This is a genomic window from Myxococcus xanthus (genome assembly GCF_006402735.1).
GTDB lineage: Bacteria > Myxococcota > Myxococcia > Myxococcales > Myxococcaceae > Myxococcus > Myxococcus xanthus_A.
In genome coordinates this window covers 6,918,104-6,940,717 of sequence record NZ_CP017174.1, presented here as the reverse complement: position 1 = coordinate 6,940,717, position 22,614 = coordinate 6,918,104, and the positions used below count along the sequence as shown (strand labels likewise).

Genomic DNA, 22,614 nt, shown 5'->3' with positions numbered 1-22,614 from the left:
CGCGTCTGTGCGCCGTGCGTGAGGTCCGCACCGCAGGCGGCGCAGGTGCGTCGCGGACCTGCCTCGGCACCAGGGTGGGGCGTATGACATGTGGGGCAGGTCGGATTCACGGGGCCGGGCCGGGTCGATTCTTCGCCATCTTCCGGGTCGTCCTCGTCGTCCGCAAGCCATGCTCCCGTGTGGCGTGGCGGGGACGCCGCCCAAGGACGTTGACTCGCCCCCCGCGTTGAGGGACGGGAAGCGCATGGCACAGCAGAAGGTCCAGGTTCCTCGTGAGGCCGCCGGTGAGCGGCTCGACCGCTTCCTGTCGAAGCAGGTCCCAGGCCTCAACCTGGAGCGGGCCCGTGCCCTGATTGATTCGGGAGCGGTTCGCATCCGGGGCAAGAAGTGCCAGCCCACGCGCAAGCTGTGGGGCGGTGAGGAGATTGAGCTCGAAAGGCCTGAGCCTCGCGCCGCGCCGGTGGCCTCTGCTGAAGGGCCGGTGCTGCCGGTGCTTCATGACGATGCGGCCCTGGTCATCGTGAACAAGCCCCCGGGCATCGTGGTGGAGCCGGAAGGGCGCGCGGCCTCGGTGGTGGGGCTGCTCGCCGCCCAGCGTCCGCCCTTCGACGTGGAGGGCCTGGCTCAGCCCGGCGTGGTGCACCGCCTGGACCGGGAGACGAGTGGCTGTCTGGCCTTCGCGCGCACGGATACGGCCGCCGCCGCGCTGCTGCGCGCCTTCCAGGAGAAGCGCGTGGACAAGCGCTACTGGACGCTGGTGCTGGGGCAGCCTCCCTCACAGGGGCGCCTGGAGGGGCCCTATTCCAGAGATCCGGCGGACCCTCGGCGCTTCACCACCCGCGTTCCATCCGCGCGTCGCGCGGCGCTCTCCTTCGAGGTCCGCGAGCGCTTCGCGGATGCCGCCTTGTTGGAGGTCGACCTGGACACGGGCCGCACGCACCAGATTCGTGTGCAGCTCTCCGAGGCTGGCTTCCCCGTGCTGGCGGATTCACTCTACGGTCCCCCGGAGGCACGCGCGCATGCCGCGGCGCGGGCGCTGGGACGGCAGGCGCTGCATGCCTTCACCTTGGAACTGCCAAGCCCCGCTACCGGCCAGCCCGTCCGCGTCGAGGCGCCATTGCCCGAGGACTTCCAGCGAGCACTGGTGACGCTGCGCGGCGGGTGACGCGCACGGGGCCGCGTTACCGGGGCTCCGTTCCTAGAAGCGCACCTGGAGCAACAGGTTGCCGCCCACGATGTCCGGCGAATCCCAGACGACCGTGGCCACGCCCGTGTCGTCGTTGGCATAGGTGGTCCGGTTCGGGTCGCGTGTGTAGAAGAGCTCGGCCAGGACGCCCGCGACCTCGCCCAGGTCCCACCGCGCCGTGGCCTTCGCGGTGAGGATGGGGCTCCGCTCTTCGCCCACGGGCAGCGCGGAATACCCATTGTTGCCCCGAACGATGAGGGGGGTGATGAGCGGCCACATCGGCCGCGGAACCGGCGACTTCAGTGTGGCCGGGGCGGTGACGCGGACGAGGAAGCCGGGCGTGAGCCCCCAGTCCTGGAGGAAGTAGTCCGCCCCCACCGTCGCGGACAGCTCGGCAAGCGCCTCCGTCCGTTCGAACAGGGCGCTTTCCGCCGGGAAGAAGCCCGGTTGCGAAAGCACCATGAACGAGGGCGTCCTGTAGTACGCGAGCGCGTGAAGCCGGAGCTGGTTCCACTTGACCCGGGTCACCAGCGCCGCGGCGTGCGCGGCCTGCTTTCGCGTGGCCTCCAACACGGTCGACTCACTGTCGAGGAGTTGCTGGGTGACGTAGCTCCCTTCCAGCGCGACGTGGGCTCCAAAGCCACCGGGGTAGACGTCGGGGGCGAAGAAGTGCTCGAAGAAGGTCGGGTCTCCCTCGTAGAGCTCCAGGTCGACGTTCGCTCCGACGGGGACGCCATGGCGCCACATCATCCGCCCGGACACGCCGCGCGTGTAGATGTCGCGCTCCCGGGCATCCGCGTAGGGCACGCTCGCGGGGCCCAGGTCGAGGTTGGCCGCAGCGGCTTCCATCCGGAAGGCTTGGGAGAGGTTTACCCCGGCACCCGCCAGGAGCATGAGGCGCCGCTCCCGCTCCGTGGTCACGCCGTTCTGCAGGCTGGGGATCTTGGCGGCGACAAAGGCGTCCCATCGCCGCCGCGACAGGCGCAGCTCCATGCCCGGTTCGCCGCCAAGGCCCGTGCGTGTCATGGTCGAAATGCGTGCCCAGGCCACCGGGTTCTCGTAGCCCATGTACAGCCGGTTGGCTCTCACCGGGAACACCGTCATTGCCAGACGCTCATCGGGTGCCCAGGAGGAAGGCTGGTACCGGAGGCCGAAGAAGCTGGCGTTGTCCTGAAGCGTGGTGCCGGCGACGGCGACCGGATTGAGGAACAACGACAGTCCTGCTTCGGCACGCAGGCCGGACGCCAGCTCCGCCGTGCGCGCGTCCAGCGCGACGTGGAACCGCGTGGTGGCATCAGGGGCGCCGAAGTCGGTGTCTCCCGCGAGGAAGGACAGGCGCGTCTGGAGGAAGGAGCCTTCTGGCGCAGCGGGCTCCGTGGAGACGGACTCCGGGCTCTGTCCCAGAGCGATGATGAGCGAGGCGGCGAGGAGCGAGGACGTCATGGGCGCGCCGACATAGCCCAATTGCTGACATATTGGCTATGTCACGCCACGCGCCCCGGGAGTTACTTTTTGGGGCGCTTGAGGAGCGCCGCGCACGGGTCCTCCATGGGCATCGCCGGCGTGAACCAGACATAGTCGAAGGGCAGGGATTGCGCGCCGAAAGAGGCCGCGTAGTCCGCCGGCTCGGGCAGCTTCGGGTCGACCTCCAGCAATCCCACGGAGCGCACGTCCTTGCCGGGCGCACGGGCCGCGAGCTGCGCGGGAACGCCTCGGTCCGTCCGTGCATGGCCGTTGCCTGTGATAAGCACGCCGCCCTGGCCGGTGTCCGCGTTCGACAGCCGGTCCGCCAGGCGCGCGTCCCGCGCACGCTGGGCCTGCACCATGGGGCCGAGCATCTCCTTGGGCAGATGACCGCAGTGCGCCTCGTCCTGCTCCTGGCGCATCGCCTGCTCCACCGGCTCGGGCAGCGGCGTGTCCAAGGACAGGCGCTGGCGCAGCTCGGGAGCCAGGGCCTCCGGACCGCGCATCACCAGTTCGCGCACCTGCGAGCGCGGCAGGTTGGCGGCGACGATGGGAAGCCCCGCCTCCAGCCCGGCCGCGAACACGGGCCGATACAGGGCCCAGTCCGGCCAGCCACTGCCCGCCCAGTTGACCGCGAGCGCGAGCGCCTCCGCGTCCCGCGGGGCCTGGGCCAGTGAGGCGTCCACCGCTGCTTGTTGCCCCACGTCGAGCATCTCGAAGGCCAGCGCGGGCTTCCGGCCTCCCTCGGTCAGAGCCTGGACGAGCCACGCCTGGAGTTGGTGGTGGTCGGGCTGGTCATGCCGCTCTCCCAGCACCACGAAGCGGGCCTGGGCGAGCGAGCGGCGCAGGGTGTCCGCGTCCACGAATCGGGCCGCCTTCACGTCCCAGATGCGGCCCGTGAGCGGATGCTCTCGGTGCAGCGGAGAGGACCACTCGTTGGGAAGCGGCGCCTGGACGCCAAGCTGCTCCACGGCGGAATCAGGACGCGTGGCGCTGGCGCGCGAGCAGGCGGTGGCGACCAGCAGGACGGAGGCGATGAGGAGCGTGCGCATCACGCGCGCCATTCATCCACAAGGCAGGCCTCGTGGACTACTCCCGGGTTGGCGAGGTGGTGGACCGGTGACAGCCGCTGGAGCGAGGGACGCCCCGGGAGGGACCCGACGGGATGGATAGGGCGCCGTGACGGATGCGTTTCCCTCCCCACCGGGAGGATTGTTGCGCCACCTCCCGCGCATGACGTTGCCACCTGTCGAACCAAAGGGGAGCAACGTATGCGTCAGGGGAAGTGGAAGCCCGCGCGGGCGGCGCGGTGGGGTGGCGTGTTTCTGGGAATGCTGCTGTCTGCCTGCGGTGGGGCGATGGAGGAAGTGCCCGAAGCCGTGCCAGAGGCGGTCCTGGATGCGCTGGCCCGTCGTGCCGAAACGTCCAACGCGTCCGATGAGAGCAAGCCCGTGTGGAAGAAGCAGCCCACGGGGCGGCCGGGAGAAGGCGTGGCCTTTGATGGAAAACAGTTCCTGGTCGTCTGGCAGGACGAACGCGAGGGGGGCGTCTTCGGCGCGCGGGTGACACCCAAGGGGAAGGTGCTGGACCCGGGGGGCTTTCCCATCAACGCGGGCAGCGGGTTGGATGGCGGGCAGCCTCGAGTGGCCTGGGACGGAAAGTTCTTCCTGGTCACCTGGGTCAGCGCTTCCGGTCTGGTGGCCGCCCATGTGGAGCGCGACGGGGATGTGCGCCGCCGGTTCGTCGTCTTCGGCTCCGATGAGGTGGGAGGGCCTCCAGGCATCGCCTGCGCGCATAAGCTGTGTCTGCTCGCCTTCCCCTTCATCGGCGATGTGGAGAGCATCATCAACGCCATCCGTGTGACGTCCGACGGAGACGTGTCCGAGCGCACGCAGCTCTCCGTTTCCGAATCCAACATGGCCATCAAGCCGGCGGTGGCCTGGGATGGCAAGCAGTTCCTGGTCGTCTGGAGCGACCAGCGCGGTGGAGTCCTCACACCGGACATCTTTGGGAACCGGGTGACGAAAGACGGCATCCGGCTGGATGGGGCTGGCGGTGTCCCGCTCGTCGTCCGTGAGGGCGCTCAAACCGTCCCCGACGTGACGTGGACGGGCAACCACTTCTTCGTCGTGTGGCAGGACGACAAGAACGATACCGCCGATGTCTACGGCGCCCGTTTCCGAAAGAACCTCGCGTTGGACGGGCCCGCGGCCTTCGGAATCGCCACGGGCGAGGGCGAGCAGACGGGGCCTCGGGTGGCGCCCAGTGGCAACAAGTCGCTCGTCGTCTGGGATGCCACCCGGCAGGGTATCCACCGCGTACGCGGTGTCCGGGTGGGGGACAACGGAAGCATCCTGGGCTCGAAGTCGGGCTTCACCATCTCCACGGGGGACTTCCAGCAGGAGATCGCGCCCGCCGTGGCGGCCGGAGACCACAAGTTCCTCGTCACCTACGCGGGCACGACGACAGGCACGGACGAATTCGGCCCGCACGAAATCCTGGCGACCCGTGTGACGCACGATGACACGGTGAAGGACAGGCCGGCGCTGCGCCTCACGCGCCCGTGGGGCCACAAGCCTCCGGTCGCCGCCTCGCGGGGCCCCGATGCCTATCTGGCGGTCTGGAGTGAGAATCTCTCCGGCACGCCGGGCATGCTGGCCGCTCGGGTGAGCCTGGATGGACAGTTGCTCGATGTGCCCGTCGTGTTGCCCGCCGGGGCGACGTCACGCGCGCCCGTGGTGGTGTGGGACGGGGCGGCCTGGTTCGTGGCGTGGGAAGAGGGCGCCGCTGACGCCACGGGATTCCAGGGGGCGCGCGTGAGTGGGGCGGGCCAGGCGCTGGAGGTGAGTCGCCTGTCAGGTTCCGCGCTGCTTCCTCTGGAGATGCTGGCGCCGTCCGCCGAGCGCTGACGGCGCGCCTCCCAGCCAGGCGGGCACTCCGCCTGGCCCGGGAGCGGTCCTGCTACTTCGAGTCCACCACGACGACCATCCACCGGTCCGTGGCGTGGTCGATGCGGATGTTGGCGGCACCGGCCTCCTGGAACTGCTGGATGATGCCCTCCAGGAAGGTGAGGTGCTCCTTGGGCGCGTCCACGAAGATGTTCTTCGGGCCGTTGCCCTTCGCCTTGGCCTTCTTGGCGGGGGCGCCGGCCGCGCCATTGATGGCCTCGGGGGCCGCGGCGGCGGCCTTCAGGCGGGAGGCGGCGTCGTCCCCCGTCGCCTCGGTCTCCTCGGCTTCGGGCTCGGCCTCCACTTCCGGGGCGGGGGCGGGCGCGGGCGCGGCGGCGACGGCCGTCGCGGCTTCGTCCTCGGCCTGCTCTCGGAGCTGGTTGAACGTCTTCATGTTGATGGTGCCGCCAAACTTATCCTTGAAGGACTCCAGCGCCTCCTTGCTGCTGATGTCCGGCTGCTGGCGGAAGAGGTCGAGCAGAAACGCGTGGCGCTCCTGGGTCTGCTCCTGGGTTGTCCTGGCCATCGTCTACGTGCTCCTGGGTGTGTCGCGATGTTGCGAAAGGCGGCGCACCCTATCCGGAGCCGTGTAGTGCCGCAAAGGGGGTCTGGGCCTCCCCTTCGCGGGCATGACTCGCGTGCCGAGGCACACGTGCTGGACGTGTGGTCTCAGTGCCGGGGCGGCGGCGGCGCGCTGTGGTCGCAGTGCAGCAACGACGGCGGGTCGAAGCAGGTGAAGCGCTGGTTGTCGAGCCGGCACACGCCGTCCGGCGTGTTGGCGCACTGCACCTCGGTGCGCGTGGCCTTGCAGTCATAGCCGCAGGCCATGTCCTCGGAGGCGTTGAGGCAGCGGGGCGCGGGCGTCTCCGCGCCGTACTGGTGGATGACGGCGTCCGGCGGGTCCCAACAGGTCAGCTTGTTGAAGTTCGTGGAGCAGACGCCGTAGGGCGTCCGGTTGCAGGCCACCTCGCCGTTGAACTGACGGCAGTTGTAGCCGCAGGCCACCTGGCCCCGGCTCTCCTTGCACTCCGGCTTCGCGCTCGTGGTGGGCGGGTGCTGGATGGCGACCAGGGGCGGGTCCCAACAGTGCACGCTTCCCACCAGGACCTCGCAGATGCCGTAGGGCGTCCGGGCACAGGCTGTTTGTGTTCCGGTCGTTTTGCACTGGTAGCCGCACACCGAGCGTCCCTGGGAGAAGACACACTGCGGAGGCGGGGGGCGGACCACGGGCTGTTCCGAGGTCGTCACGGGAGCCGTGGCGAGCCACAACGCGGAGAGGAGGCTGAGCATGGTGGGAGGCCCGACGAAAATCGCGGCGGTTTATTCAAACCGCGCGTTCGGGCTCCCATGTCCCAGGGCGCTCAGCGGGCGCGAGGCCCACCGGGACGGCGCGCCCGGGGACGCGCGGTTCCCTGCGGTCCGGGCCGGGGCGCGGCCTCGTGACGCGGCGCGGAAGCACCAGCGCCGGTGTCGCGCTCGGTACGCTGCCGGCGCGCGGCCTCCCCGGGCGACTCCGGCGGGACGAGCGCGTGGGGCCCGCGGCCGATGAGGTCCTCGCGGCCGGCCAGCTTCAGCGCCTCTCGCGCCAGCGGCCACTGCTCCGGGTTCCAGTAGAGCAGCAGCGCCTTCTGGAGCCGCTTCTCGCGCAGGCCCTGGGCCGTGTAGACGGGCTCCATCTTCAGCGGGTCCAGGCCCGTGAAGTACATGGCGGTGGCCATGGCCATGGGGGTGGGGATGAAGTCCTGCACCTGCCGGGGCCGCTTCCCGTTCTGCTTCAGCCACAGCGCCAGCTCCACCATGTCCTCCAACGTGGAGCCCGGGTGGCCGCTGATGAAGTAGGGGATGTCGTACTGCTCCTTGCCGGCCTCTTCGCTGGCGCACGCGAACATCTGCTGGAAGCGCTCGAAGCTCTCGATGCCGGGCTTCTTCATCTTCTCCAGCACGCGCGGGGATACGTGCTCCGGCGCCACGGACAGCTGCCCACCCACGTGGTGCGCGGCCAGCTCCTTCACGTACTCCGGCGAGCGCTCCGCCAGGTCGTACCGCACGCCGCTGGCGATGAAGACGTGCTTGACGCCGTCCTCCTTGCGCACGTCCTGCATGAGGCTGATGAGGGGGCCGTGGTCCGTCTGGAGGTTCTCACACACGCCCGGGTGGACGCAGGACAGCTTGCGGCACCGCTTCTCGATGTCCTCGCTCTTGCACTTGAGCTTGTACATGTTGGCGGTGGGGCCCCCCAGGTCGGTGATGGTGCCCCGGAAGTCGCCCATGCGGCGCAGGGCGCGGACCTCGCGCAGCACGCTCTCCGCGGAGCGGCTCTGGATGACGCGGCCCTCGTGCTCGGTGATGGAGCAGAAGGTGCAGCCGCCAAAGCACCCGCGCATGAGGACGATGGAGTGCTTCACCGTCTCGTAGGCGGGGATGCGCTCCCGGTACATCGGGTGCGGCACGCGGTTGAAGGGCAGGTCATACAGCTCGTCCATGGCCACGGACTTGCCTTCGGCGCCCGCGGTGCCCACGCCGTCCTCCAGCGGGAGCGCGGGCGGGTTCATGTAGATGGCGCGGTTGCCGTGGCGCTGCGCCAGCGGACGCGCGTTGCCCGGGTTGGTCTCCATCTGGAAGTCGCGGCTCATCACCGCGAAGGCGTGCTTGTCCTCGATGACCTGCTCGTAGGATGGCAGCACCACCGTCTTGCGGTCCGCGGCGCGCCTGGCCGGGTCCGCCTCCAGGGCGCGCATCTCCTCGTCGTTGATGGTGTACGCGGTGCCGCGCACGTCGCGGATGTCCTGGATGCGCTCGCCCTGGCGCATGCGGTCCGCGACTTCCATGATGGGGCGCTCGCCCATGCCGAAGACGAGCAGGTCCGCCTTGGCGTCGAAGAGGATGGAGCGGCGCACCTTCTCGCTCCAGTAGTCGAAGTGGGCGATGCGGCGGAGGCTGGCCTCGATGCCACCCAGGATGATGGGGACGTCGGGGTAGGCCTCACGGCAGCGCTGCGCGTAGACGATGGTGGCCCGGTCCGGCCGGCAGTTCGTCTGCCCGCCGGGGCTGTACTGGTCCTCCGAGCGGTTCTTCTTCTGGGCCGTCAGCCGGTTGAGCATCGAGTCCAGGTTGCCCGCGGCCACGCCGAAGAACATGCGCGGCGGCCCCAGCGCCTTGAAGGGCTCGGCCGAGTGCCAGTCCGGCTGGGGGAGGAGGCCCACCTTGAAGCCGCGCCCCTCCAGGAAGCGCGCGATGAGCACCGGCCCGAAGGCCGGGTGGTCCACGTACGCGTCCCCCGTCACGATGATGATGTCGCACTGCTCCCAGCCGCGCGCCTGCATGTCGGCACGGGTGGTGGGCAGGAAGGGATGGGCGTAGCGCGTCGAATAGGCCATGTCAGTGAGGGGGCGGGGGGGCTTCCACCCAGAACATCGGGAGGACGCGGAAGCAAGCCCGGCTGGAGAGGGTGTACACCGGGGCGGCCTGCCTTCCTACCCACCGCGCATGCACCCTGGGTATGGCGCATTGACGGCGATCCAAGCCTCCCCTACCTTGGCCGGCCTCTTACATGTGGCGACCTGTTCGGGTGGGCAGGTCATGAAGTGTAGGTTTTGCGAATGTTCGCCATGGCAGCCGCAGCGTCTTCTCCAGCCCTGCCGGATGTAACGGCCCCGCATGGCACCGGTGGCCCAGGGCCGGTGCGAGGCGAGGTGTGGAGGCCGCGCGTCCGATGATGCGTGGGCCGGAGGCGGGACGGGCGGGCGAGGCGGCGGAGCCCGGAGACGGGGACTCGCAGGCGCCATCGTCCACGCGTGAGTTGCATGTCGAGTACGACGATGCGCCTCCGCCCGAAGCCGCTCCGCCCCAGCGGGTAGGTTCAGTGCCGCGCTGGCGCAACACGTTCCAGGCACCCGAGCCGCGTCGTGAGGAGGAGGTGGCGCTGCGGCGCACCGAGACCGCGGTGCGTGTGGAGCCACCCCAGGCACCCGAGCCCACCGAGGAGAAGGCGGACGTGGCCCGGGCCCCGAATCCGTTGCTGCTCGTTTCCCGGATGGCGCGAGGACGGGAAGGCGGAGAGGACGTTCCGTCCCGGGATGTCTCCGCGCCAGAGGACGTCAGCCCCGCGGAGCGCGAGGCGATGCGCGCCGCGGTGGCCACCGGGAAGCGCCGCGAGCTCTGGGCTCCGCCCGCGTATCTTCCGGAGGACCTGCGGGAGGCGCTGCTGTCCGAGCGCAGCCAATACCGAGCGCAGCTGCTGCAGGACGTGCGCGAGGTCAGCCTCCAGGGGCCGGGGGTGCTGTCGCTCATCCCGCGACCGGCGGCGGACCCGGACTGGTCGGGAGGTTCGGTGCTCGGCTTCCTGGGGGAGGAGTGCGTCTTCGGCGGAGACGTCGTCCACCTGGATTTCGAATCGGGGCGGGTGTTCGCCGCGCCCAGCCACGGTGATGACGTGGACCGCCGCGCGCTGACCGCGGACCGCTGGTGCTACCGGCCCTATGACTTCGCAGAGGCTTTGTGCGCGGCGGCCTCCGCTTACGAAGAGCGGCAGGACGCCCTCGCTGAGTCTCTGAGCCGCGCCTGTGGGGAGGCGCCTCCGGTCTCTCTGACGCCTCGGGACGAGGCCCTGATTCCGGCCGACCGGCTGTGGCGCCAGCCCTGGGGCTGCATCTGGGGACCTCCCGGTACGGGTAAGACGACGGCCGTGGCGGACCTCATCGCGCGGGCGCTGCGCGCCTTCCCGGGTGAGCGCATCCTCGCCGTGGCGCCCACCAACCGCGCCGCGGACGAGCTGGTCCTCCGCGTCAGCGCGCTGTTGGAGCGCGAGCCCATTCCGCTGCGGCCCCTGGCGCGCAGCATCTTCCGTGGCGGCACCGGCGCGAGCGAGGCGCTGGTGAAGCTGCCCACCGTCATGCTGGAGGACACCAAGGGCGGCAAGCTGCGCGCCAGCATCGAGGAGCGGGAGCGGGAGCTCATCCTCCAGCGGGTGCGAGGCGGTCCCGCCCATGAGCTGGCCAAGCTCCAGGCGGAGCTGCGCGGGCTGCGCGGCAAGGTGAAGGACCCCACGCTCAAGGAAGTGGAGAAGGGGGACTGCCCGCTGGTGGTGGTCACCGTGCACCGCGCGCTGCGTCTGGTGTCGGAGCTGGAGGGAAAGCGGCACTTCGCGCGGCTGGTGGTGGACGAGGCCGGCATGGTGACCCGCGCGGCCACCGCGTTGATGGGGCCGCTGGCGGAGCGGGTGACGCTGGCGGGTGACCCGAAGCAGATTGGCCCGGTGAGCCGCGCCGCGGAGGGCGCGGGCAAGGGCACGCAGAAGTGGCTTCGCGGCAGCGGGCTGTCGCACCTGGAAGACGCGGTGAAGGACGCGGCGCGCGCGGACGTATTGCTGCTGCGCACCCAGCACCGCATGCACCCGGACATCGCGAAGGTGGTGAGCCACTTCTGCTACGGCGGCGCGCTGGAGGATGGCGACGTCGTCAAGCAGCGCGCGGAGCGGCCCGCCCCGGTGGCCTCGTTCCCCGCGGTGCGCGCGGGCTGGGTGGTGCTGGACGGGCTCACGCGAGATTCGAAGCGCCTTACGCACGGACGCGGGGAGACGGGCTCCGGCTACCAGCGCGAGCTGTCCGCCAACCTCGCCGTGTCCCTGGCGCGCGAGGCGGTGCGCTCCGGCCTCAGCGTCTTGTGTGTCACGCCCTACCGCGCGCAGGCCGCGCTGCTGCGCCGGCTGGGCAATGCCGCGGGTCTGCGCGGGGACGTCTTCAGCGCGTCCACCATCCATCGCCAGCAGGGCACCCAGTATGACGTGGTGCTGGTGGACACCGTCGCCGGAGGGAGGCCCTTTCCTCCCCACACGCTGGTGCCCATGCTCAACGTGGCCGCCAGCCGCGCGAAGGACTATCTGCTGGTCCTGGCCTCGCGCGACGAGGCCCGCGCCGCCACCATTCCCCAGCGCTTCCTGTCGCTGCTGCCGCGCCTTCGCGTGCACCCCGGTGAGCCGCTGCGCCTGGAGCCGCTGCCCGTGCCGCAGCGCGCGCCGCCGCCACCACCCCCGCCGGTGCCGGTGGACCTGGGCGCGGAAATCTCGGGCGCGCGGCCTGGCAAGCCCCTCTTCACACACGAGCAGGTGTCCCTCTTCGAGCGCCGCTTCGACGACGGGCACCACCTGGTGCGGGGCGTGGCGGGCAGCGGCAAGACGTACGTGCTGGCGCATTGGGTGGCGCGCTACCTGCTGGAGCACTCCGAAGCGCAGGTGCTGGTGTCCTTCTTCAACCGTGCGCTGGCCCCGCTGGTGGACAAGTTGTTGGTGGAGGCGCTGGCCCAGCGCGCGGGCCGCTTGCGGGTGCGCGAGCTGCGCGCGCGGGTGACGGTGCGGCACGTGGGGGCGCTGCGCCGTCATGCGCCCGCCTCCTTCGACGGCGTCTTCGTGGACGAGGCGCAGGACATGGACGCCAAGGCGCTGGCCATGCTCCACGCGCTGGTGCGTCCGGACACGCTGCCGGACGGGCGCGAGGTGCGCTGCTTCCAGCTCTTCATGGACGACTCGCAGAACGTCTATGGCCAGGTGCCCATCGACGCGCTCAAGGAGCAGCTGCCTGAAGGGCTGTCGTTCCGTGGCCGCACCCGCGTCCTCAAGGAGACGTTCCGCGCCACCCGGGACATCCTCGACGTGGCCTTCAACGTGGTGCTGGACCCGCTGCGCCAGCACGCCGCGGCCGAGCCCGGCATGCGCGAATACATGAAGGTGGGCGAACTGGCGCGCGAGGGGCTCGTCTGGCTTCCGGAGGAGACGCTGGAAGGCCTCTTCCGCGTGCAGTCCACCGAGCGCGGCGGCGTGCTGCCCCAGGTGCGCGGCTTCGCTTCCAGCGCCAGCGAGGCGCGGCAGGTGGCTCGCGAGGTGGCCCGCCTCATCCGCGAGGAGGGTGTCCACCCCAGTGACATTCTCGTGGTGGCCCCCGTCATGCCCTCCCAGTACACGGAGGCGCTCAAGCGCGCGGGCGTGCCCGCGGAGGCCTACGGCGGCAAGGGTGGGCGCAACGTGACGGACTTCCGCGTCAGCGGCGTGGACCACGTGCGCGCCACCACGGTGTTCTCCTGCAAGGGGCACGAATGCCCCATCGTCTTCTTCGCGGGCCTGGACGCGCTGGACACCGCGGAGCAGTGGATGGCCGGTGCCCGCGAGCGCTCGGCCCGGGAGAACGAGCGCATCCGCCGCGCCATGTTCTACGTGGGCGCGACGCGCGCGATGAAGCGGCAGTATCTCACCGGAGTGAAGGGCGCGCGCTTCCTCCGCGTGGCCGCCACCTACGTGGAGACGTTGAGCGGGCTCGTGCCGGCGGCTCCATCCCCCGAGGGAGCCTCGGGGGCGGACGCGCGGTAGCCCCGCGTGGACCGTTACTTCGAGATGCGCCGGGGCGCGGGCACGTGCACCTGGACGCCGGCGCGGTGCGCCGTCTGCAGGACGTTCACGGCCAGTTGCTTCACGTAGCGCTCCGTGATGGCGATGCGCCGCTTCTCCTCCTTGATGGGGTTCGGGTCGCCGGACGTCTCATGCTTGGGGTCGATGGCCAGGTCCACACAGCCATCCGGCGACGTCAGGGAGTCCCGGCAGTTGACGGACATGGCAACGGTGACGCTGCTGGTGGGCGCGAGGGCCGCCTGCGTGGCCTCGCCCGTGGACTCGGTGTCGAGCGACTGGGGGTCCGCGACCGCGTATGCACGCTTGCCATCCCGTCGCTCCACCACGGTGCCCGTGCGCGGGTCCACCACGTAGGTGGAGCGCCGTTGGGGATTGCGGACGTCTTGCAGGGTGATGCGGACATCGGTGCCCGCCGGGATGTCCTCCGAGGGGTTCCAGTCCGGCGTGTTGCCGATGTGCCGGCAGGCCGAGGCCAGGAACAGACACGAGAGGGGGAGCAGGTACTTCTTCATGGGGATGAACTCACTCGATGGATGAGGGGAGGGGACTACTCGAAGAGGAGCACCTGCTGGACCCAGGAGCTGGCGTGTCGCCGCAACCATGCCTGACGTTCGTCGCGCAGGGCCACGGTCGCGGGGACGCCTTCGCGAATCCGCGCGAGGACGGGCTCGAAGAAGGCGTGCGCTTCGTCGTCGGGAATCTCCTGCGTGGCGGCGAGGACGGCCCGCGCTCCGGATTCGATGAAGGCCAGCGGCAGTCCGAAGTTCTCATGCAGGTACGCGCTGGTATGGCCCGCGTAGCAGGCCGCGAGCAGCACCACCGGCCGGCCCCGCAGCCGCTGTCCCTTCAGGTCGCCCGTGGTGAGCGCGAAGCGCCCGCCCGTGGCCTCCGGTGAGAGCACGAGGACGGAGGCATCCGCCACCGACGGGTCGATGATGCCGTGCGCGTGGACCTGCACCTCGGTTGCATCCCGCATGGCGGCGAGGACGCGCGGCGGCGTGGCCTCGGCTCCGCGGAGCAGGGTGCGGCCCTCGCCCGTGTCGCTGGCCGGGTTCCACGCGCGCAGCGTGGGCAGGTGCAGCGACGCGGGCGCCAGCACGTCCGTCACGATGAGCCGCTGGGCCTTCGCTTGGGACGGCGGCGTATTGGGCAGGCCGCCCACCCGGTAGGACCAGGCGATATCGGACGGCAGCAGCCCCGCGCGCCCCTGCACCGGCGGCCTCGCGAGGATGTCCACGCTGGGGCAGGCGCGCAGGGCCTTCACCACCGCGCCGGGCACCAGGCCTTCGACGCCTTCCAGCGGCGCCGTCCGGCCGGTGTCGTGGTGGCCGAGGAGGCGTCCCTCCGCGTCCCGGGCCACGACGAAGGTCCGCTCGTCGTCCACCGTGACGCCCAGCACGCAGCGCTCCGGTGCGGGCATGGCGTGCTCCTCGGAGAAGAGGGCCAGCCCCTGCGCCAGTTCGCCCGTCCGGCCCGCGTCGAAGATGAGTGACGTGTAGCTGTAGACGCGGGCCTTGCGCGCGCTCACGTTCGCCGCCGGCAGCTTGGTTGTGTCGGCCAGCGCCTGCCGTAACAGCGCCTGCCCCCTGTGCGCGTCCTGCTCCAGGTAGAAGCGTCCCTCGATGTGGCGCAGCAGCGCGAGGTCCCCCGCGTCCTGCGTGCCCGAATCGCGCAGCGCCCCCAGGCCCTGCTCCAGCAGCCGCGCGTCCTCCGGCTTACGGAAGGGCGTGCGGGCCAGGTCGGCCAGCAGGGCCAGCCGCGCCATGGAGGGCTTTTGACTGCACTGGATGGCCCGGTCGAGCAGCTCCCGGGCACCCGCGACATCCAGCGCGCGGTGGTGCGCGAGCGCCAGGCTGGTGAGCGCCACCTCGGAGTCCGCGCAGCCCTCGGGCGTCTGGAGCAGCAGCTCCTCCACGTAGGCCCGGGCCAGCACCAGGTCTCCCTGCGTCCGGGCTACCTGTCCCAAGTCCTGGAGCAGGTTCCGCTGAGAACCCCACTCCCGGCTGTCGCGCGCGGCGCGCAGGGCGCCCACGAAGCGGGCGCGTGCATCGACGGGGCGGTGCAGCCGCGCCATCACCAGCCCCAGCTCCCGCTGCATCAACATGCACCGGTACAGCTGCCTCCCGGAGGCCGTGCACGTCTTCACCGCGGCCTGGAGCCGCTCCCGCGCGCGCTGCGGGGCATCCGCCAGGGCGTCCGCCCGGGCCTGCCGCTCCTCGGCCAGCAGCGCGAACCACGGGTCCTTCGTCTCCAACGCGAGCGCCCGGTACTCGTCCGGGAACTGGCGCGGGTCCGCATAGGCGAGCGCGCCCAGCAGCAGGTCCTCTTGCCGGGCTTCGCGCAGCCGCGACAGGAAGGACTCCAGCGCGGCGCCCTTCACCTCGCCCCGGGTGAGGCGTGCGTACTCACTGGCCAGGGGCGTGCGTGCGGAGAAGTCCCGCCGCGCGGTGCGACGCAGGGCATCTTCCAGGTGCGTGCCGTCCTCCTTGCGGTCCAGCACCACCGCCAGGGGATGCAGGGACTCCACGCGCTCGGGCGAGGCAGCGGCGCGCAGGGCGTTGTAGAGGCACACGCGCGCCATGCCTGGCAGTGTCTCCGCCTGCGCGGTGGAGAGTGGCGCGCCGCCATCCACCATGCGTTGGCAGTCCTGCCGCATGCCCTTCCAGTCCTTCCGCTCCTGCTCCGCCGCGTTTCGCAGCGCCTGGGCGCGCTGGGCGGCCTCGTCGCTCCAACCGCGCTCGCCGAGCTGCGCCACCTGTTCGAAGGACTCCGCGGCGCGCAGTGACAGGCCGAGCCGCTGGAGCGCCAGCGCCTGGTTCCAGAGCGCCTGGGCATGGCGAGGCTTCCGCTTCAGCGCGCGCTCCAGCAGGACGAGCGCCTTCTCCGGTTCATCCTGTTGGAGCGCCAGGGCCGCGCGGTCCGTGTCCAGGTCGGCGGAGGCGGGCAGCTTGTCGAGGAACGCGGAGGCCTGGGCCAGGTCACCGCGCAGCAGGAAGGCCGAGGCGATGCCCCGGTGGTCCGCCGCTTCCTCCAGCCGGGCCAGCTCGCGCAGCGCCAGGGCCTGGGGCCGGGCGCCCGTGCCGCTGCGCATCACCTGGTAGGGCCGGTGTCCGTCCGCGCCGGGATGGGTGAGGCGGACTTCGAGGGGCCGGGTGGCCGCTTCCGCCAGCCAGAGCTCGGGGGCGGCGTCGGTGGGCTGCGTCTGGGGGACCAGCACGAGCGCGGCCAGGCCCGCGGCGAGCGCGAGCGGCACCACCATGAGCCAGGACTTGTTCCTCCAGCGCGAAGTCGCGCCGAGGCGCTCCGGCCCCGGGCTGTTCAGCGCGTCGTCGGAGAGCAACTCCAGGGCGAGCAGCTCCTTCATCCGCGACTCGCACGCCGCGCAGCGGGCCAGGTGGTGGCGGAAGTTCTCCGCGTCCGCGGGGAGCATCTCCCCGTCGACGAAACGCTCCAGGTTGTCGCAGACGCTGCTCATGATTCAGCCATGCCTTCGTGCGAGGCGTCCTTGCCGCCCAGCAGCTCGCGCAGCGCCTGCCGCGCCTCCGTGAGCCACCGTCCCACCGTCCCTTCCGTCGAGCGGAGTTGCTGGGCAATGGCCCGGTACCGCAACCCCGCGACGTGCAGGCGATAGGCGTCGCGCAGGTGCGGCGGGCGCAGCTGGTCGATGGCCCGCTGGAACTCGTCGCGAGACACGCGTTCCCACCGCTCCTGGGGCGCCGCTTCGCTTTCGGCGTCCAGGTCCTGCACCAGGCGCAGCATGGGCGCGCCCATGACCTCGGTCCGCCGCCGCCGGCAGTGGTCCAGGAAGCGGTTGCTCATCGTGGTGCTCAACCAGACGCTCACCGCCCCCGTGTTCTCCTCCACCAGCTTGTCGAAGTGGCGGTAGGCGCGCTCCAGCGTCTCCTGCACCAGGTCCTCCGGGTCGATGGCTCCACCCGAGCACAATCGCCGGGCGATTCGAACCAACGCCGGCCGCCGTGCTCGCGCGAACGCGTCGAATTGACGGCGGTGCCCATCGCCCGGCGCGGCGGGGCCCTCTGTTGTCCTGCTCTCGTGTCGTTCCACCGGTGGGCTGCCCCCTGCGCACGGTGAGAACGGGCCGGGGAGATTCCCTTCGGTGAAATCGGACGGCGCGATGCGTTATCGGGCGAGGTTGGTGTGTGGATGTCGGGCGGATGGTGTCGCTGTCAGGCGTCGCTCGCGCCAGGGCGGAGGGCGTTGACGGTTTCCAGGGTGGGCACCGGCACCTCCAGCCGGAGCCGCTGGGGACCACCGACGTCCGCCATGAAGGACAGGCGCCCGCCGTAGCGCTCGAGCAATCCACCCACCACCTTGAGGCGGTCGTCGGCCAGCAGGCCCGCGAAGCGCTCGATGAGCGAAACGGCCTGGTCCGCCGGGAAGGACGGGTCGGCCACCTGCACCTTGAGCACCATGGACGCGGCCGACATACCCACCTCCGCGTTCACTCCGTCCGGCGCTTCCCGGAAGGGGGCGTAGAGGCACGCCATCGTCTCGCGGTGCCGCAGCAGGCCCTTGAGGTACGTCACCAGCTCCGCGTCGTCCCAGGGCTTGCTGATGAACCGGCAGATTTCGCCCTCGTTCACGGAGGCCACCACGGACTTGAAGTCCGCATAGCCGGAGATGATGAGGCGCAGGGCCAGCGGATGGCTGCGTTTGAGGCGCTGGAGCAGTTCGCTGCCCGTCATTCCTGGCATCCGGAAATCCGTCAGGACGATGTCCGGGCTGAATCCTTCCAGCCGCTCCAGCGCCTCGTTGCCATTGAAGGCAATCTGGACCTCGAATCCCTCTCGCTTCAACAGACGCTGCAGCGCGCGTGCGATGGGCTGCTCATCGTCGACCACCAGAACCTTGAACGCATCCATGACAACGTCGCTCCTCGGGCGCGCACTCTAGACCGGGCACCTACGGAAAATCCCAGGGTCTGGAAAATGAATGCCGGGTCATGCGCGCACCTGCGACAGGGTGGGTGTGATTGCTTCGCCGCATTGCACCTGGGGTTCATTTCAACGTCAGCAATGCACCCACGGCCATGAGCGTCACGCCCACACCCATCCGCCACGTGAGGGGTTCGTGGAGGATGAGGAACGCCAGCAGGAGGGTGAGCGGCAGGCTGAGCTTGTCCAGGGGCGCCACGCGGGAGGCGGGCCCGAGCTGGAGCGCGCGGAAGTAGGCCAGCCACGACAGGCCCGTGGCCACGCCGGAGAGCACCAGGAAGAGGAGTGTCTTGCGGCTGATGGAAGGCAGGGCGTGATGCTCCCCGCGCGCCAGGGAGATGCTCCAGGCGAACACCAGAATCACGACGGTGCGGATGGCGGTGGCGAGCGTGGACGGAATGCCTTCCACGCCCACCTTCGCCAGCACCGCCGTCAGTGCCGCGAAGCCCGCGGAGAGCAGTGCATAGACCCACCACGCCATCGAAATCCCCAGGTACGGGAGCCGGCGGAATGCCGCTCATGGTCATCGACCTACCAGTGCGGGGCGGCGCTGTCAGGAGCGACTGGCGGTGGGGCGGCTCCTGGCATATGTCGGGGGGCTTCACACACGCCAGAAGGAGCCCGTCACTGTCCCAGGCAAGAAGGCCTTCATTCCTCCTGCCCTCCGTGCTGGTGCTGCTGGCGCTGCTGAGCGCGTGTGGCGCGGAACAGGACTCGGGACTGGCGCGGGTGCGCCGCACGGGGGAGCTGCGTTGGGGCGCGGATGCCCAAGGGGGAGAGCCCTACGCCATGGAGGACCCGGACGCACCCGGGGGCATGCGAGGCTTCGAGGTGGAATTGGCGGAGGCCCTGGCGCGTGAGCTGGGGGTTCGGGCCCGGTTCGTCCAGAACGACTGGTCCAGCCTGGTCCCCTCGTTGGAGCGCGGCTCGTTCGACGTGGCGCTCAACGGCCTCGAAGTCACGCCGTCGCGCTCCGGGCGCATCCTCTTCACGCGGCCCTACTACGTCTTCCACCTGCGCTTGCTGGCGCGGCGGGACGATGCGGCCGTCACCGGGCTGGATGCGCTGAAGGGCCAGCGGGTGGGGACGCTGGCCAACTCCCTGGCGTGGGACCTGCTCCAGCGCAGCGGCGTGGAGGCGGTTCCTTACGAAGGCGTGGAGGAGCCCTACATCGACCTGGGGCAGGGGCGGGTGCGCGCCGTATTGATGGACGACATCATCGCGCAGCGCTACGGGCAGCCACGTCCAGGGCTCCGGGTGGCGGGCGACGTGGGGGAAGGCTACTACGCCATCGCCGTGCGGCCAGGTGAGGAGGACCTGCGGGAGGCGCTGGACACGGCGCTGGGGAACATCGCTCGCTCGGGCGAGCTGCGCGCCATCTTCCAGCGCTGGGGCATCGACAACGCCGAACAGCAGCGCATGGTCGACTGGACGGACGCGCAGACCCGCGAGGTGCTGGCGCCCTCGCAGACGGCGCGCATGGGCTGGGGACAGCTGGTGCTGTTCCTCCAGGCCGCGGGCGTGACGCTGCTGGTGTCCGTGGGCGCCATGGTGCTGGCCATTCCCCTGGGCGTGGGGCTGGCGCTGACGCGGTTGTACGGGCCTGGCTGGGCGGCCCGGCTGTCCACCGGCTACGTGGAATTGTTTCGCGGCACGCCGGTGCTGCTTCAGCTCTACATCCTCTACTACGGGCTGGCCGGAGTGCTCCGGTTGGACCCCATCAGCGCGGCCATCCTCGGGCTGGGCCTGAACTACGCGGCCTACGAGTCAGAGGTCTACCGGGCGGGCGTGCTGGCCGTGCCGCGAGGGCAGCTGGAGGCGGCGATGGCACTGGGAATGCCCCTGCGGCTGGCGCTGCGGCGGGTCATCCTCCCCCAGGCCTTCCGGGTGGCGCTGCCGGGTGTGACGAACGACTTCATCGCGCTGCTCAAGGACAGCTCTCTGGTATCCGTCATCTCCGTGGTGGAGCTCACGAAGCGGATGACGATTACCGCGGTGGATGTTCGAAGCTGGCTGATACCTGGCGCGTTGTGCGCATTGATGTACCTGGCAATGAGCTATCCCTTGTCCCGGCTGGCGAGGCACCTGGAAGCGAGGCTGGAGCGCGGATGATTGAAGTCGAGAAGCTGAGCAAGCGCTACGAGGGACGGCCGGTGCTGGAGGGCATCAACGCCGTCTTCTCCCCGGGCGAGGTGACGGCGTTGGTGGGCCCCTCTGGTGGAGGCAAGAGCACGCTGCTGCGGTGCCTCAACGGGCTGGAGTCCTTCGACGGGGGCGTGGTGCGCGTGGGGCCGGACACGCTGGCACCGGGCGACGTCCGCGCGCAGGGCGAGAAGGTGCGCCGCATCCGCCGCCGCGTCGGCTTCGTCTTCCAGCAGTGGCACCTGTTCGCGCATCGCACGGCGTTGGGCAATGTGACGGAGGCCCCCATGCACGTGAAGGGCGTGGGCCGGCAAGAGGCCAACGAGCGGGGCCGGGCGTTGTTGGCGAAGGTCGGCCTGTCCCACCGCGAGGACGCGTACCCCTCCGAACTCTCCGGCGGCGAGCAGCAGCGGGTGGCCATTGCCCGGGCCCTGGCCATGGAGCCGGAGGTGCTGCTGATGGACGAGCCCACCAGCGCGTTGGATCCGGAGCGGGTGGGGGCGCTGATTGACTTGTTGGAGCAGTTGCGCGCGGACGGCCTCACCCTGGTGGCGGTGACCCACGAGATGCGCTTCGCGTACGAGTTGGCCTCGCGCGTGTTGGTGCTGCACGGTGGGCACATCATCGAAGAGGGCCCGCCCGCCCGGGTGCTCGCCAATCCACACCATGAGCGCACGCGCGCCTTCCTGGGCCTGGGCCGAGTCCCCGCGCTGCGCACCCTGGGGGCCTGAGCGCCTCACTGGCATCGCGGCCCGCCCGCCGGGCATGCTGACGGACGGGCCGGGCAGAACCGGCGCACCGGCGGTGTTCCTCGCCGCGTCCCGCGAAGGAGTGGCATGCGTCGAGAGGTCCAGTGGATGGAGTGGGGGCAGGGGCGGGTGCCTCGGGTGCTGCTGCTGCCCGGACTGGGCGCGCGTGGCTCCGGCTTCCAGGCGCTGGCCCACCAGTTATTACCCTGGGCCCGTCCCATCCTGGTGGAGTACCCCGAAGGCGAGGCGGCCGCGTGCGGCGCGGGCGCCTTGGCGCGGCAGGTGCTGCGGGCCGTGGGGGAGGTGGACGCGGTGGTGGCCAGCTCCTTCGGGGGCATGGTGGCCGCGCACCTGGCGGCGGCTGGCGCGGCGCGAGGCGTGGCCTTCCTGGGCGCCTTTACCCGCACCGAGCACCTGGGCGTGCGCGGGCTCGCCATTGGCATGATGGGCCCCATCGCCCGGTGGGCCCGGCCGGGCGCGGTGGCTGCGGGGCTCGCGGCCTGGACGCCGGTGTCCTTCGCCCGTGTGCCCGAAGTCGTTCCCACCACGGCGCTGGAGCGCAGCTCCACCTGGCATCGCGCCCTGGCCATCCGGGGCGAGGCGCCCCCACCGGAGCTGCGCAGGCTGCCCGTGTCCTGCGTCTGTATCCAGGGCACTCGGGACGTGCTGGTGCCGCCGTCCACGGTGGAGCGCCTGGCCGCGTCGCTGCCGCCGGGAACGCCCCGGCACCTGCTGCGGGGCGCGGGGCATGTGCCCTACTTCACGCACCCGGAGGCGTGCGCGGGGCTCCTGCGGCCCTGGTTGGCGGCCCTGGACGCGGCGGCGGCGCCCGAAGTGGAGAGCAGCGCCGCCTGACGCAGCCCGGCAGGGGCGGTGCGGGGCTCCGTCGGGCCAACATGGGGGATGTACGGATGGCGCCGGGATCGCTACCTTTCGGGCGCCAATGCAGAACCGCCTCACGCGATTGCTCGTCACCCTCTTCGTTGTCTCCGCGACGCCCGCGCCCGCTGCCTCCGTGCAGGAGCCGTCGCCCTCCACCGTGGCGCCCACGGCCGTACCGCCGGCCGCCGCGGCACCGGAGGCTCCCGCTCCGTCGCCCGAAGTGGCGCGCAAGCACAAGGTGCTGCTGCTGGGGGACAGCCTCATCGCCACCGGCTTCGGGGAGTACCTCCAGGCCCAGTTGGACGCGCACCCGCGCATCCAGTCGGCCCGCCGCGCCAAGTCCTCCACGGGCCTGGCCCGTCCGGACTTCTTCGACTGGATGGACGTGGGCCGCGAGGAGGTGGAGCGTCACCAGCCGGACGTCGTCGTCGTCATCCTCGGGGGCAACGACGGACAGTCGCTCCAGGACACCAAGGGCGGCAAGGCCATCCACTGGGGACATGCGGAGTGGGAGGCCGGCTACCGTCAGCGCATCAATGACTTCCTGGCCGTGCTCTCCTCGCCCGGCCGGAAGATTGTCTGGTTGGAGCTGCCGGCCACGGGGCTCAAGCGCTTCGAGCAGAAGCTGAGCATCATCCGCGCCCTCCAGCGCGAGGTCATCTCCTCCCGGCAGGATGCGGTGCACCTGGACACGCGCCCCTTCTTCACCGACGCGAAGGGGCGAGCGCTGCGTCAGGCCCGGGTGGATGGCTTCCGCAAGCCCATGCGCCTGCGCATGGAGGACGGCGTGCACTTCACCGTCGCGGGCGGCCGTTACTTCGCCAACAAGGTGTACCCCGAGGTGCTGGGCGTGCTGGGCCTGCTCCAGCAGGGCTAGCGGCGCGGTGAAGGC

At 70.8% G+C, this 22,614-nt stretch carries 17 protein-coding genes; 7 read left to right on the top strand and 10 right to left on the bottom strand.

The features are described from left to right. Window positions 1–244 precede the first annotated feature (244 nt). The gene (locus tag BHS09_RS28355; RefSeq protein WP_140799601.1) at window positions 245–1,165 is read left to right on the top strand and encodes an RluA family pseudouridine synthase; all 921 of its coding nucleotides are present in this window, start codon (window positions 245–247) and stop codon (window positions 1,163–1,165) included. A gap of 33 nt (window positions 1,166–1,198) precedes the next feature. Here BHS09_RS28355 and BHS09_RS28350 read toward each other — a convergent pair whose 3' ends face one another. Both BHS09_RS28350 and BHS09_RS28345 read right to left on the bottom strand, forming a co-directional pair. Further along, complete coding sequence (locus tag BHS09_RS28350; protein WP_140799600.1) at window positions 1,199–2,629, bottom strand: hypothetical protein; 1,431 nt, start codon at window positions 2,627–2,629, stop codon at window positions 1,199–1,201. Window positions 2,630–2,691: 62 nt separating this feature from the next. Then, on the bottom strand, window positions 2,692–3,702 hold the full coding sequence (locus BHS09_RS28345) for a ChaN family lipoprotein (protein WP_140800784.1): 1,011 nt from the start codon (window positions 3,700–3,702) through the stop codon (window positions 2,692–2,694). Window positions 3,703–3,921: 219 nt separating this feature from the next. On the opposite strand from BHS09_RS28345, the gene BHS09_RS28340 reads away from it, so the two are divergent. After that, on the top strand, window positions 3,922–5,559 hold the full coding sequence (locus BHS09_RS28340; RefSeq protein ID WP_140794564.1) for a hypothetical protein: 1,638 nt from the start codon (window positions 3,922–3,924) through the stop codon (window positions 5,557–5,559). A gap of 52 nt (window positions 5,560–5,611) precedes the next feature. Here the strand turns inward: BHS09_RS28340 and BHS09_RS28335 are convergent, their stop codons facing one another. The 3 genes from BHS09_RS28335 to BHS09_RS28325 all read right to left on the bottom strand — a co-directional run bounded on the left by BHS09_RS28335 (window position 5,612) and on the right by BHS09_RS28325 (window position 8,975). After that, complete coding sequence (locus BHS09_RS28335; RefSeq protein ID WP_140794563.1) at window positions 5,612–6,124, bottom strand: hypothetical protein; 513 nt, start codon at window positions 6,122–6,124, stop codon at window positions 5,612–5,614. Window positions 6,125–6,267: 143 nt separating this feature from the next. Then, window positions 6,268–6,888, bottom strand: a complete 621-nt coding sequence (locus BHS09_RS28330) for a hypothetical protein (protein WP_140794562.1) — start codon at window positions 6,886–6,888, stop codon at window positions 6,268–6,270. Between the two features lie 71 nt (window positions 6,889–6,959). Then, window positions 6,960–8,975, bottom strand: a complete 2,016-nt coding sequence (locus tag BHS09_RS28325) for a YgiQ family radical SAM protein (RefSeq protein WP_140794561.1) — start codon at window positions 8,973–8,975, stop codon at window positions 6,960–6,962. Between the two features lie 335 nt (window positions 8,976–9,310). On the opposite strand from BHS09_RS28325, the gene BHS09_RS28320 reads away from it, so the two are divergent. Then, window positions 9,311–12,955, top strand: a complete 3,645-nt coding sequence (locus BHS09_RS28320) for an AAA family ATPase (RefSeq protein ID WP_140799599.1) — start codon at window positions 9,311–9,313, stop codon at window positions 12,953–12,955. A gap of 14 nt (window positions 12,956–12,969) precedes the next feature. Here BHS09_RS28320 and BHS09_RS28315 read toward each other — a convergent pair whose 3' ends face one another. The 5 genes from BHS09_RS28315 to BHS09_RS28295 all read right to left on the bottom strand — a co-directional run bounded on the left by BHS09_RS28315 (window position 12,970) and on the right by BHS09_RS28295 (window position 18,430). Continuing rightward, entirely contained in the window at window positions 12,970–13,506 is a 537-nt protein-coding gene (locus BHS09_RS28315; RefSeq protein ID WP_140799598.1) for a hypothetical protein, read from the bottom strand. A gap of 35 nt (window positions 13,507–13,541) precedes the next feature. Further along, entirely contained in the window at window positions 13,542–16,469 is a 2,928-nt protein-coding gene (locus BHS09_RS28310; protein WP_140799597.1) for a CHAT domain-containing protein, read from the bottom strand. After that, window positions 16,466–17,059, bottom strand: a complete 594-nt coding sequence (locus tag BHS09_RS28305; RefSeq protein WP_140799596.1) for an RNA polymerase sigma factor — start codon at window positions 17,057–17,059, stop codon at window positions 16,466–16,468. The genes BHS09_RS28310 and BHS09_RS28305 overlap by 4 nt, the downstream gene beginning before the upstream one ends. 122 nt (window positions 17,060–17,181) lie before the next feature. Then, window positions 17,182–17,877 (bottom strand): response regulator, encoded by a 696-nt coding sequence (locus BHS09_RS28300; protein ID WP_140794556.1) that lies wholly within the window; start codon window positions 17,875–17,877, stop codon window positions 17,182–17,184. Window positions 17,878–18,013: 136 nt separating this feature from the next. Continuing rightward, the gene (locus BHS09_RS28295) at window positions 18,014–18,430 is read right to left on the bottom strand and encodes an EamA family transporter (RefSeq protein WP_140794555.1); all 417 of its coding nucleotides are present in this window, start codon (window positions 18,428–18,430) and stop codon (window positions 18,014–18,016) included. Window positions 18,431–18,615: 185 nt separating this feature from the next. Here BHS09_RS28295 and BHS09_RS28290 point away from each other — a divergent pair, with 185 nt between their 5' ends. From BHS09_RS28290 to BHS09_RS28275, 4 genes are all read left to right on the top strand, one after another. Beyond that, complete coding sequence (locus BHS09_RS28290) at window positions 18,616–20,061, top strand: ABC transporter substrate-binding protein/permease (RefSeq protein ID WP_140799595.1); 1,446 nt, start codon at window positions 18,616–18,618, stop codon at window positions 20,059–20,061. Next, window positions 20,058–20,822 carry an amino acid ABC transporter ATP-binding protein gene (locus tag BHS09_RS28285; protein WP_140794553.1) on the top strand — a complete coding sequence of 255 codons (765 nt, stop codon included), beginning with the start codon at window positions 20,058–20,060 and terminating at the stop codon, window positions 20,820–20,822. The genes BHS09_RS28290 and BHS09_RS28285 overlap by 4 nt, the downstream gene beginning before the upstream one ends. A 105-nt stretch (window positions 20,823–20,927) precedes the next feature. Then, window positions 20,928–21,695: an alpha/beta fold hydrolase gene (locus tag BHS09_RS28280; RefSeq protein ID WP_140799594.1), complete on the top strand. Its 768-nt coding sequence runs from the start codon at window positions 20,928–20,930 to the stop codon at window positions 21,693–21,695. 88 nt (window positions 21,696–21,783) lie between these two features. After that, window positions 21,784–22,599: an SGNH/GDSL hydrolase family protein gene (locus BHS09_RS28275; protein WP_237077523.1), complete on the top strand. Its 816-nt coding sequence runs from the start codon at window positions 21,784–21,786 to the stop codon at window positions 22,597–22,599. The last annotated feature ends 15 nt before the right edge of the window (window positions 22,600–22,614 follow it).